12 protein-coding genes are annotated in these 12,020 nt (G+C 63.9%); 4 read left to right on the top strand and 8 right to left on the bottom strand.

Annotated elements, in window-relative coordinates:
• On the bottom strand, positions 1–232 hold a 232-nt coding region (locus ACWUKX_RS19320), incomplete at its 3' end, for a hypothetical protein (protein ID WP_456008453.1).
• A gap of 17 nt (positions 233–249) precedes the next feature.
• Here ACWUKX_RS19320 and ACWUKX_RS19315 point away from each other — a divergent pair.
• Positions 250–801: a DUF4142 domain-containing protein gene (locus ACWUKX_RS19315; RefSeq protein WP_456008451.1), complete on the top strand. Its 552-nt coding sequence runs from the start codon at positions 250–252 to the stop codon at positions 799–801.
• A 121-nt stretch (positions 802–922) separates the two neighbouring features.
• Here ACWUKX_RS19315 and ACWUKX_RS19310 read toward each other — a convergent pair whose 3' ends face one another.
• Positions 923–1,243: a DUF1476 domain-containing protein gene (locus ACWUKX_RS19310; RefSeq protein WP_065012025.1), complete on the bottom strand. Its 321-nt coding sequence runs from the start codon at positions 1,241–1,243 to the stop codon at positions 923–925.
• A gap of 311 nt (positions 1,244–1,554) precedes the next feature.
• Here ACWUKX_RS19310 and ACWUKX_RS19305 point away from each other — a divergent pair, with 311 nt between their 5' ends.
• Complete coding sequence (locus ACWUKX_RS19305) at positions 1,555–1,944, top strand: DUF6152 family protein (RefSeq protein ID WP_127211066.1); 390 nt, start codon at positions 1,555–1,557, stop codon at positions 1,942–1,944.
• Positions 1,945–2,409, top strand: coding sequence for a DUF6644 family protein (locus tag ACWUKX_RS19300; RefSeq protein ID WP_456008449.1), 465 nt, complete (start codon positions 1,945–1,947; stop codon positions 2,407–2,409). It begins immediately after the preceding gene.
• Positions 2,410–2,598: 189 nt separating this feature from the next.
• On the opposite strand, the gene carB is transcribed toward ACWUKX_RS19300, so the two are convergent.
• From carB to ACWUKX_RS19280, 4 genes are all read right to left on the bottom strand, one after another.
• Positions 2,599–6,102: a carbamoyl-phosphate synthase large subunit gene (gene carB / locus ACWUKX_RS19295; RefSeq protein ID WP_456008447.1), complete on the bottom strand. Its 3,504-nt coding sequence runs from the start codon at positions 6,100–6,102 to the stop codon at positions 2,599–2,601.
• 194 nt (positions 6,103–6,296) lie between these two features.
• Positions 6,297–7,253 (bottom strand): SH3 domain-containing protein, encoded by a 957-nt coding sequence (locus ACWUKX_RS19290; RefSeq protein WP_456008446.1) that lies wholly within the window; start codon positions 7,251–7,253, stop codon positions 6,297–6,299.
• A 264-nt stretch (positions 7,254–7,517) separates the two neighbouring features.
• On the bottom strand, positions 7,518–8,276 hold the full coding sequence (locus tag ACWUKX_RS19285; protein ID WP_456008445.1) for a metallophosphoesterase family protein: 759 nt from the start codon (positions 8,274–8,276) through the stop codon (positions 7,518–7,520).
• Positions 8,277–8,502: 226 nt separating this feature from the next.
• Positions 8,503–8,859: an ArsR/SmtB family transcription factor gene (locus tag ACWUKX_RS19280; protein ID WP_456008444.1), complete on the bottom strand. Its 357-nt coding sequence runs from the start codon at positions 8,857–8,859 to the stop codon at positions 8,503–8,505.
• Between the two features lie 194 nt (positions 8,860–9,053).
• On the opposite strand from ACWUKX_RS19280, the gene ACWUKX_RS19275 reads away from it, so the two are divergent.
• Positions 9,054–10,232 carry an MFS transporter gene (locus ACWUKX_RS19275; RefSeq protein ID WP_456008442.1) on the top strand — a complete coding sequence of 393 codons (1,179 nt, stop codon included), beginning with the start codon at positions 9,054–9,056 and terminating at the stop codon, positions 10,230–10,232.
• Between the two features lie 107 nt (positions 10,233–10,339).
• Here ACWUKX_RS19275 and ACWUKX_RS19270 read toward each other — a convergent pair whose 3' ends face one another.
• Positions 10,340–10,993 carry a dihydrofolate reductase family protein gene (locus ACWUKX_RS19270; protein ID WP_456008441.1) on the bottom strand — a complete coding sequence of 218 codons (654 nt, stop codon included), beginning with the start codon at positions 10,991–10,993 and terminating at the stop codon, positions 10,340–10,342.
• A 147-nt stretch (positions 10,994–11,140) separates the two neighbouring features.
• Complete coding sequence (locus tag ACWUKX_RS19265) at positions 11,141–11,983, bottom strand: protein-L-isoaspartate O-methyltransferase family protein (RefSeq protein WP_456008461.1); 843 nt, start codon at positions 11,981–11,983, stop codon at positions 11,141–11,143.
• Positions 11,984–12,020: the final 37 nt, after the last annotated feature.

The raw sequence follows: 12,020 nt of genomic DNA, 5'->3' as shown, positions 1-12,020 counted from the left end.
CGATCTCTTTCGCAACAAGATCGAAGATCGTCTCATCCGACACCGCAAGACCGTCCGCCAAGCTCAATTGACCAAGCACACAATCAACCATCCGCGAATCTCCCGTAGTGACCAACACTACAGAATCACCAATCAGATTCTGTGCAAAGGCCTCACAAAGGGGAGAAGGGAGGGCGCTCCAATCTCCGCGCAACTTCGCCGCTTGTGTCGCGTTGAACTCTTCGAGGATCACAAACCCGGAGATTTCCTGTGAAACCGCATCTCACGCTTGCCATGGTCGCTTTGTTTGCCGGCACGCCGGCGGCCTTCGCCCAATCCGCCACGCCGGCCGACATACCGGCTGTCGGCGAAACCAAGATCGAGACCGAGACCTTCACCAGAACCGTCCCCAGCGCCAACCGCTTCGAGATTGAAAGCAGCAAGCTGGCCCAACAAAAGAATGTCGCCGCCGATGTGAAGGAATTCGCCGCGATGATGGTCAGGGATCACACCAAGGCTGGCGAGGATTTCAAGGCAGCTCTGGAACAGAGCCAGACCACGGCCTCGGTTACGGCGAGCGGCCCCGCTTTGTTGCCGAGGGATCAGACGATGCTCGACCAGCTCAAGGGCTTGGATGGCGATGAATTCCAGGCGAAATACATCCTCCTGCAGACCGAGGCGCACAAGCAGGCATTGGCGCTGTTTTCCACCTATGCGCAGTCGGGCGAAGACCCGGCGCTGAAGGAATTTGCCAAGAAGACGCTACCGACGCTGCGGACGCACGAAAACCGCATAAAGGATCTGGTGGCCGCCCACAGCTAATGCATGGCGCCCGAAAGCATGCCCTCGGCCTTGACCCGAGGATGTGCAGCGGTTTTTGGGATAACGACATGCATAAAACGAGAGCTTAAAGCGCGTCGCGCGCTTTAAGCTGGCGCAGCTCTCAGGTGTTCTTGATCTGCTCGACCGCGGTCACCAGCAGTTCGTCCATGGCGCCGCGAATCTGAACATCCGACTGGGCGACGCCCGCCGCGTCGAAATCGGCGCGTATTTTGCGCAACACGTCGTCGTCCCCGGCCTCTTCGAAGTCAGCGCGCACCACCTCTTTCGCATAGGCGTCGGCGTCCTCACCGGTTTTGCCGAGCTTTTCGGCGGCCCATAGGCCGAGCAGTTTGTTACGGCGCGCCATGGCCCTGAACTTCGTGTCCTCGTCCATCGCAAACTTCTTTTCGAAGCCTTCCTGACGGTCTCTCATACTGCTCATGGTGTGCCTCGTTCAGATGTTAAGTCTCCGACCTTCATTCGATGGAGAAGAAGAGCGGCGGGCCGAACATGGCGTGCATAGATGTCAGAAGCAAGACCGGACCGTTCCTGCCGAACGGCAATCGCTTCAGGTTGGCGCTGCCCCTCACCCTTACCATCTCTCCGTAAGCACGGGGAGAAGGTTCCGGCAGGGGGTTGAGGGGCGGCGCCGAGTTCGGCAGCGATCTTCTCGCGATGCCCGTCGCACCGATGTGATTTGACGTTGCCGCGCCGTGACCTACTCTCGAATGCGGTGGGATGAGGAGACGAGCGATGCAGTCACCTTTCAAAGGGCTTCGCAGCGTCACGCTGGCAGCGGCAGTGATTCTTGCCGCCGCCACCGTAGCCTATGCACATCACGGCTGGTCGTGGACCCAGGACGGGTTCTTCGAACTCCGGGGCAAGATCACGGCCATCTACATCGGCAATCCACATGCCACGCTGGATGTCGACGCAGAGGGCGAGGTCTGGCGGGTGGATTTGGCGCCGCCGTCCCGGACGATCGCCGCCGGCTTCACCGAGGAGGTCGCCAAAGTCGGCGACGAGGTGACCGCGATCGGCCACCGCTCGCGCGACGAGACCGAGAAGTGGATGAAAGCATCCCGTATCATCGTCAATGGCAAGACTTATGATGTTTATCCCGACCGCGTCCCGCCGGCCTGAATGGACGAGCTCCTCGCCGGCATCGAGCAACTCGCCTTGGTGCGGGCACTGAAGGCCTCATTCGTCACCTATCCCATAGTCAACGCGCTGCACATCATGTCGATCGGCGCGCTGCTGACCAGCGTCTGGCTGATGGACCTCAGGGTCCTCGGCGCCTTCCGCTCGCTGCCATACGCGGCGTTCATCGCGTTGCTGCGCCGCACTGCATTTGCCGCGTTCGCCGGTGCGCTTGTCACGGGGTCGCTGCTCTTTTCAGTCAGGGCGAGCGAGTATGCGGCGATGCCGATTTTCCTCACCAAGATGACACTCATCCTTCTCGCCGGGGCCAACTTCCTTGTCTTCATGCGCCGCGCAAAAGGCGGCGACGAGTCGGCCGGTGGGACCGTGACCATCCTGGCTGTGCTCTCGCTTGTGCTGTGGACGTCGGTGCTGTTCGCGGGACGGTTTATCGGGTTTTTCAACTAGAGCGAGCGACGGCAAAGACAGCTGTTTTGCGGTCAAATCTCGGGCGGGTGGGGACGCCCTCTTCACCCTCTGGGGTAGGCGGATCGGCACGAAAGGATCAGGGTGCTGTAGGAATCGCAGCGTTGGCGGGACAGCGCCCCCCTCTGGCCTGCCTGCCATCTCCCACAAGGAGGGAGATCGGCTAATCACCTAAGCAAAATACTCCTGCAGCGGCCGCACTTCCAAACTCCCCGCCCTCAGCGCTGCAATCGCCTCCGCCACCGCGGCCGCACCCGACAGCGTGGTGTAATACGGCACCTTCTGCATTAGCGTCGCGCGGCGTAGCGATTTCGAGTCCGACACCGCCTTCTGGCCGTCCGTGGTGTTGAAGACGATCTGCACCTGGCGGTTGCGGATGGCGTCCTCGATATGGGGGCGGCCTTCCAGCACTTTGTTTATTTTCTCGGCCACGACGCCGTTCTCGGCGAGGAAGCGGGCGGTGCCTGAGGTGGCCAGCACCTTGAAGCCTTGGCCGGCGAGACGCTTGACCGCCGGCAGAATGCCCTTCTTGTCCTCGTCGCGCACCGAGACGAACAGGGTGCCGGAGCGCGGGAGGTCGACGCCGGCGCCCAGCTGGCTCTTGGCGAAGGCGAGCGCGAAGTCGCGGTCGAGGCCCATGACCTCGCCGGTCGAGCGCATTTCCGGGCCGAGCAGGATGTCGACGCCGGGGAAGCGGGCGAAGGGGAACACGGCTTCCTTGACCGCGATGTGGCCGGGATTGCGGGGGTCGGGCATGGCGCCGTAATGGGCGAAGGCGTCTTCAAGCTTTTCGCCGGCCATGATGCGGGCGGCAATTTTCGCTATGGGACGGCCAATGGTCTTGGCGACGAAGGGCACGGTGCGTGACGCGCGCGGGTTGACCTCCAGCACATAGACTGTGCCGTCCTTGATCGCATATTGCACGTTCATCAGCCCGCCGACATTGAGCGCGCGGGCAAGTGCCGCCGTCTGGCGCTCCAGCTCGTCGACGAGGTCAGACGGCAGCGAGTGCACCGGCAGCGAGCAGGCACTGTCGCCCGAATGGATGCCGGCCTCCTCGATATGTTCCAGGATGCCGGAGACGAAGGTCGACGTGCCGTCGCATAGGCAATCGACATCGACCTCGATGGCGCCCGAGAGATAGGTGTCGAACAATAGCGGGTTCTTGCCCAATAGCGTGTTGATCTGGCCGGTCTTGTCGTTGGGGTATTTCTGCTTGATGTCCTCCGGCACCAGGCCGGGCACGGTGTCGAGCAGGTAGGTCTGTAGCATGCTCTCGTCGTGGATGATCTGCATGGCACGGCCGCCGAGCACATAGGACGGGCGCACCACCAGCGGGAAGCCGAGCTCGCCGGCGACGAGGCGGGCCTGCTCGACCGAATAGGCGATGCCGTTCTTTGGCTGGCTGAGGCCAAGCTTGTGCAGCAGCTTCTGGAAACGGTCGCGGTCTTCGGCCAGATCGATCATGTCGGGCGAGGTGCCGAGGATCGGGATGCCAGCCTTCTCCAGCGCGTCGGCGAGCTTCAGCGGCGTCTGGCCGCCGAACTGGACGATGACGCCGACCAACTCGCCCGACGCCTGTTCGGCGCGCACGATCTCCAGCACGTCCTCCGGCGTCAGCGGCTCGAAATAGAGCCGGTCCGAGGTGTCGTAGTCGGTCGAGACGGTCTCCGGATTGCAGTTGACCATGATCGCCTCGAAGCCAGCATCGCGAAGCGCGAAAGCCGCGTGGCAGCAGCAATAGTCGAACTCGATGCCCTGGCCGATGCGGTTCGGGCCGCCGCCGAGGATGACGACCTTCTTGCGCGACGACACCTGCGCCTCGTTGGCGAGCGCGCCGGCGAAGGGCGTCTCATAGGTGGAATACATGTAGGCGGTGGGCGAGGCGAACTCGGCGGCGCAGGTGTCGATGCGCTTGTAAACCGGATGAACGTCGAGCTTTTCGCGAATGTTCTGAATCTCTTCCACGTCTTTCCTAACCAGGGACGCGAGGCGGGCATCCGAGAAACCCATCGCCTTCAGCATGCGCAGATTGGCGGCGTCCTGGGGGATGCCATGCTCGCGGATGCGGTCTTCCATGGCCAGGATGCCGGCGATCTGCTCGAGGAACCACGGGTCGATCTTGCACATGGCGTGCACGTCTTCGAGCGAGGTGCCCATGCGGATCGCCTGCGCCACCATGCGCAGCCGGTCGGGCGTCGGCGTGCCCAATGCGGCGCGGATGGCGTTGCGGTCGTCTGCGTGGTTGGCTGGCGTGCTCCCGTGGCCGATGCCGGGGATCTCGATCTCGTCCAGACCCGTTAGGCCGGTTTCCAGTCCACGCAGCGCCTTCTGCAGCGATTCCTGAAAAGTGCGGCCGATGGCCATGACCTCGCCGACCGACTTCATCGCCGTAGTCAGCACCGGCTCGGCGCCGGGGAATTTCTCGAAGGCGAAGCGCGGGATTTTGGTGACGACGTAATCGATCGACGGTTCGAACGAGGCCGGCGTCGCGCCGCCGGTGATGTCGTTCTCCAGCTCGTCCAGCGTGTAGCCGACGGCGAGTTTTGCGGCGATCTTGGCGATGGGGAAGCCGGTCGCCTTGGAGGCGAGAGCGGACGAGCGCGAGACGCGCGGGTTCATCTCGATCACCACAAGTCTTCCATCTGCAGGATTCACGGCGAACTGCACGTTGGAGCCGCCGGTCTCGACGCCGATCTCGCGCAGCACCGCGATCGAGGCATTGCGCATCATTTGATATTCTTTGTCGGTCAGCGTCAGCGCAGGGGCGACGGTGATCGAGTCGCCGGTGTGCACGCCCATCGGGTCGATGTTCTCGATCGAGCAGACGATGATGCAATTGTCGGCCTTATCGCGGACGACCTCCATCTCGTACTCCTTCCAGCCGAGCACGCTTTCCTCGATCAGCACTTCGGTGGTCGGCGAGGCGTCGAGGCCCGACTGGACGATCTCGTAGAATTCGGCGCGGTTGTAGGCAATGCCGCCGCCAGTGCCGCCCATGGTGAAGGACGGACGAATGATGGCCGGCAGGCCGACATGGTCGAGCGCCTGTGCGGCGATCGCCATGGCGTGGCTGATGTAGCGCTGCTTGCGGTCGCCCTCGCCGAGGTTCCAGCGGGTTTCCAGCGCGTCGAGCGCGGCGTCGAGGTTCTCGGGCTTCTCAGCCTTGAGCGCGGCGCGTTCGGCCTCGTGCGTCTTGCGGTCGGCGTTCTTGACGTCGGTGGCGTTGGCAAGCATCGACTTCGGAGTCTCCAGGCCGATCTTGTTCATCGCCTCGCGAAACAGCGCCCGGTCCTCGGCCTTGTCGATGGCATGCGCATCGGCGCCGATCATCTCGACATTGTAGCGTTCGAGCACACCCATGCGGCGCAGCGACAGAGCGGTGTTGAGCGCGGTCTGGCCGCCCATGGTCGGCAGCAGTGCGTCGGGCCGCTCCTTGGCGATGATCTTGGCTACCACCTCCGGCGTGATCGGCTCGATGTAGGTGGCGTCGGCCAGCTCCGGGTCGGTCATGATGGTGGCCGGGTTGGAATTGACCAGGATGACGCGAAAACCCTCTTCCTTCAGCGCCTTGCAGGCCTGGGTGCCCGAATAGTCGAACTCACAGGCCTGACCGATGACGATGGGGCCGGCCCCGATGATCAGGATCGACTTGATGTCGGTGCGTCTTGGCATATCGAGGGTCCGTTCGGCAGGCGGCTTGCACGAAAAACCGGACGGGAAGGACCCGGCCGGTTGTGCTCGCGATTCTGGTATCAGGCTAGGAGGGCCTTATAGGGAAGAGTTTTGCCTGATGTAACCCCCTAAAATGCGAGTAGGGCAGTAGGGCAGTAGGGCAGAGGTTCGAGCCGCCCTATAAACATATTGCCCTACTGCCTTATTCCCCTTAGCCACTCATCCCCCAGCGCCAACTGATCCGTGATCTCGAAGCGTTCGGAAACGCCGACGCGGATGATGTTCAGGCTGCCCTCGCGGGTGTAGCGGAATTCACCTGATGCATTCGAACCGGCTGGCCGGCCGGCCTGGAAACTGATGACGCGGGTGCCGCCATCGGGCCAGGTCACGGTCACCTCGGCTTTGTCGCCCGTATGCACAACGCCTGCCTTACAGCTGGTCATCGGCTGGCCGACATAGCGCGCGCAAGGAATCTCGTTGCGGGCACCCAGGGCCGGCGCGGGCCTCCCCGGCGGCTGCAGCCGCGCAACGGTCCGTGCGTCGGCCGGAGGCGCTGTATTGGCGACGCGATGCCGGATGGGCTCCTCCGCTGCTACGGGCGACTGCGTCTCGCCGGTCGAAGTATTTCCGCTGGCGGCGAGCGCCAGGCGGTAAGCGTCTTCGATGGCCGCCCTGCCGATTGCGTCGGCGGCTGTCATCGTGGTTTCGGGCGCGCCCAGGCGCGCTGTCAGGTCGGGAAGCGGCTGATCTGCGGATACCAGGTTCGAAGCCTCGGCTGCAGGGGCCGTGCCTTCGCCGGTCGTTTCGGCATCCGCATCCGAAACGGCCGCCGGATTGTCGGGGTTCAGGTAGCGCGCGGGAGCCCATCCCGTTAGTTGCGGATTGTCAATTTCTGCGACCTTGCACCAGCGGTAGCCATTGACGTCGTTGCAGCCGAGATTGTTGACGCTCGTACCGTTAGGCAGCCGAGCCTTGATCTTGCCCATCGCCGATGCCGTGGCGCGGACGTTCAGGAGATCCCCTGGAGCGAGGTCGGTCACGATGGAAACGATCGGCGCCTCCTCGGCTTTGGCCGGCAGCAGCGCCGTCAGCAGGAGAAGGGCGGCAGTGAGCGCGTACAGCGTCGTTCGGAGCGTAACTGTGCGCCTCATCATTTTGGCCGTGGGCGATAGAAGCATTCCCGGAGGCGCGGCCTGGCACGGAAACGCCACCGCATTCCAGGTCGATTTTATAAACGACGACATGGCGCTATGTAAGTCGGAAAATGCGGCCCCGGCATGAACAAAGTTCAGTGTGCGGCATGAGCAAGCTCAGTCTGCGGCATGAGCAAGCTCAACTTGGCGGCATGAGCTCGTACCTCGCTCAGCCTGAGGCATGAACGCGTTCCGCGTTCAGCCTGGGAACTCGTACCTCGTTCAACCCGACATAAACCCGGTTCGCAGCGCATGGGCCCATTCCGGCCGTCCCGCCTGTTCGGCCTGCCGCGCTGCCGCCTCATGGTCATAGTCGACGGCGATGGCCGCAAAACGGTCGGGGCGGCCCGGCTCACCCAGTTCGACAATGCCGTAGCGTGCATGCGGAGAGCCTTGCTCCGAGACATGCGCCGGTGGCGTGTCGTCGCCATAAGCGGGGCAGCCGATGCTGCCCGGATTGAAGACGACAGGGCCGTCGGGGATACGGATCAGTTCGCTGCGGTGGCTATGGCCGCACAGCACGATGCGGCAAGCGGGATCGAGCGCGGCCAGCCGTCGCTTGATGGCGGCCAACGGTGCGCGCACCAGCTGCCCGCCGGCTATCGTATCGGTCAGATATTTTTCGTCGTGGTCGGGCCGGGCATGGAAGGCAACCACGCCCGGCGCGATCTCCAGCGTGAGGGGCAAGGCCAACAGCGCCTCGCGCTGCGCCGATGTCAGCCGTTCCTGCGCGTAGCGGTCGGACGGCCACATGGTTTCATCGGCGGTGTCGCGGGCGAGGCGACGGTCGTGATTGCCGCGCACCGTCGGCAGGGCGAGCGCTTCAAGCCGCGCAAAAGTCTCGCGCGGCCAGAGCGGGCCGGAGACGCAATCGCCGAGATTGACGACGAGGTCGGCGCCGCCGCGCTGCCGCAGATCGTCGAGCACGGCGTCCAGGGCGAGGACGTTGCCGTGGATATCGGCGAGGACGGCAATGCGCATGGGAAGCTCCGTTGGTTGACGAGTTACTGGTCGGGAAGGGCGGACCTTGCAGGACTTTGGTTCCTCACGGAAGTGAGGGAGAGGTGGCTCGGCGAAGCCGAGACGGAGAGGGGGACTGCCCGCCACCCTTGAGCCCTCAAAGCGATCGCTTGTTCGCTTCGGAGCCCCCTCTCCGGCCGCTTCGCGGCCACCTCTCCCCCGTTGCACACGGGGGCGAGGAACAGCCTCAGGCGCGGACTTCGATCTCGGACGCGCCGACCGCGGGCAGCGCCGTATCGTTGACGGCAGCGGCAATGACGCTGTCGAGCAGGCCCGGAAAGCGGGCATTGAGATCGTCGCGGCGCAGCGTGATCAGCCGGCTGGTGCCGACCACCTCGGTGCGTGTGACGCCGGCCTCGCGCAGTTTGGCAAGGTGATAACTGAGATTGGTTTTCGAGCAGAGGTCGAGGAACTGGCTGCAGTTCAGCGGCACGCCTTCCTTGCTGGCGAGATAGCGCACGATGGCCAGCCGGGTGGGATCGCCGAGCACGGCAAGCACGTTCGACAGGCTGATCTGGTCGGCGGAGGGATGGGGCAGGGTCATGCCCAGGAACTAAGCGCAATCAGGGCCGATTTCAACGCATCTCCTCCTTGATGGATGCACGCAGTTTCCACCTCCCGCCACCTTGTCCTGACATAGAGCTGTCAGGAGGGTTCCGCTATTCTCAAGTGGCTTCATTGACACCATGCCCCATTATGTACAATTGTTCAATAACTTTTGAACTAGGATTTGTTGCCATGGACAAGCGCCTCATCTGGCTTGCGCTCGGATCATTCACGATCGCGACCGAAGGCTTCGTCATTTCAAGCCTGTTGCCCGACATCGCAGCCGATGCCGCCATCTCGGTTCCACTCGCCGGCACGCTGATCACCGCCTTCGCGCTCGCCTATGCGCTCGGTACGCCGATCCTGGCGACGCTCACCGGCGAATGGGACCGGCGGCGCGTCATCTTGTGGACGCTGGTGTTTTTCGTGCTGGGCAATCTGGCGGCGGCGCTGAGTAACTCTTTCGAATTGCTGCTGGTCGCGCGCATCGTCATGGCGCTGTCGTCCGGCCTGTTCGCAGCGACGGCGCAAGGGACGGCCGTGGCGCTTGTCGATGATCATCACCGCGCCCGCGCCATCGCCGTCGTCGTCGGCGGCACCACAGTGGCGGTGGCGGTCGGCGCGCCGCTCGGCGCACTTGTCGCGACCGTTGCCGGCTGGCGCGGCACGTTCTTTGCCATCGCCGGGCTCGGCGCGCTGGCCGGCGCCATCCTGTGGTACCGGCTGCCGCGCGGCATCGTCGGCACCAAGCTGCCGCTCAGGCAGCGGCTGGCTGCAACCCTTCGCCCCGGCGTGCCATCGATCCTGCTGACCACACTTTTGGCGCTCACCGGCGCCTTTACGGTCTTTGCCTTTGTCGCGCCGCTAGCCGTCGAAGGCGGAGGCTTGAGCCCGATTGCGCTGCCCGGCATGCTGCTCGCCTTCGGTGTCGGCGCCGTCATCGGCAACATTGCCGGCGGACAGGCTGCCGATCGCTTCGGCGCGACGCGCACCGTCAGCTGGTCGCTGGCGCTGAGTGCGGTCATGCTGGTCATGCTTTCGGTCATCCCGGCATTCCTGCCGCACAGCGTCGCCGGGCCGGCGCTGATGGCCATGATGGTGCCGTGGGGCATTGTCGGCTGGGCCTTCCCGCCGGCGCAGGCCAGCCGCATCATCAAGCTGGCGCCCGACGCAGCGCCCATCGTGCTGTCGCTCAACGGCTCGGCGCTCTATCTCGGCGTGGCGCTGGGCGCCGTCGTCGGCGGCACGGTGCTGCGCTATGGCGCGCCAGCCGATCTCGGCCTGGTCGCAGCAGTGTTCCCGATCCTGGGTCTTGGCGTCATGCTCGCCGGCCACCGGGCGGCGCGGGCGATTGCCATGCCGGCGGAGTGAGGGAGATCGCACAACCATGGCGCTGCCCTCATCACCCTGCCGGGCAACTTGGGTTTCTCCCCACTCACATCTAGCGGAGCAAGGAACCCAGGTCCTGTAACCCCACACTATTTCCAGGTTCGGCGTCTCTCGATCTCGGCTTCGGACGGCTGTTCCTGGGCGAAGGACCCGGTCTTGATCTCACCGGCGCGTTCATAGCTCGCTATAATGACGCCGGTGCTCGATGCCTGTGAGCGGTTCAGCTTGAAAGCCGCCGGAATTGCGCCACCGCCAAACAGCCGCTTCCCCTTGCCCAGCACCAGCGGGAAGATCAGCAGGCTGACCTCGTCGATCAGGTCGTTGGCGAGCAAGGTCTGGATCAACTCGCTCGATCCCTGGATGAGCAGGTCCGGCCCGTCCTCCTGCTTGAGCTGGCGCAGTGTGGCCACGACGTCATCGCCGAGCCACTGGCTGTTTTGCCACGACAGCGTGTCGGGCCTGTGCGTGGCCACATATTTGGTGGCCGCGTTGAAACTGTCGCCGATCGGATCGTTCTTCTGATACGGCCAATGCGCAGCGAAGATATCGTAGGTCCTGCGGCCGAGGAGCAGCGCGAAGGGTTTTGCGAAGGTCTCACCAATAAAGGCGCCCCCGACGTCGTCCCAGTAATGGAACGTCCAGCCACCGAATTCGAAGCCGCCGCTCGGGTCTTCTTCCGGCCCGCCAGGCGCCTGCATGACGCCGTCGAGGCTGACGAATGTCGCAGTGATGATCTTCCTCATTGAATTCTCCCTTTTTCATCATCCGTGCTGTCGGGGCCGGATTTCGGCCAAAGGACGTGCGAGTGGACGCCGGTCCGACAGGGGCCACAAAATTCTGGATTCGGCGCATGGCGAGCGGCAAGCACTGGATGGGCAGCCTCGGCGACGTCATTGCGGCCGCCTGGCGCCAACACCTTTCGACGAGAACCAGACGTCGCCGATGACGACGGTGGCGGTGTTGTCCGGTGCCTTGTCGGCCGTCAGCCAGATCGAGCGGCTGCGTGCCGCCTTGTCGCGGTCGAGGATTTTCGCCGCGGGGCCTGCAAGCGAGGCGCCGACGCAAGGGATGAACCATGACCGCATGAACGGATCGCAGGCGAAGCCTTGTTCGGTGCGAGTCACCATCACCGCGAGGCCAACGCGCTCGGTCGGACGCCACGGAAAGACCATGCGGGCGCCGGGCTTCAGCGCCTTCAGCCACTCGGCCGGTGGTGCTCCGACGCCGGCATTGACATAGATGATGTCGGACGGTGGCAGGCTGCCGATGACCGCATCGCCATGGATGACGGTCACATTGCCAAAGGCTTCGAGGTTCTGTCTTGCGCGGTCGGCGAGACTGGATTCCAGTTCGAAGGCGGTGACTGCGCCGCCGGGAGAAACCAGCTGTGCCAGCAGAGCTGTGTAGTAGCCGGTGCCGGCGCCGACATGGGTGACGGTCTCGCCGGGTTTTGGCGCCACCTTGCCGATCCACATGGCATGCAGGAACGGCTCGCCATTGTTGATGCCTTTGTCGGCGTCGAGCGACACCAGCACGTTCTGATAGACGTGAACAGGATCGGCGCTCGGCGTTTCGACCTTACCGTTGCCGGCGACGACCGACCACGGCCCGGGCCCGAGAAAAGCCTCGCGCGGCACCGCGGCGAACACGTCTTCGAGACGCGGATCGGCCGGACCTGCATTGGCAGCCATCAGTTGCGCATAAAAGCGGCGCACATCGGCGAGATTGGTCATGGCCTCAAGATAGCGCAGACTGCCGATTTGTCGCGTC

This window comes from Mesorhizobium sp. f-mel (genome assembly GCF_053850215.1).
This window is presented reverse-complemented; position numbering and strand designations above follow the sequence as displayed.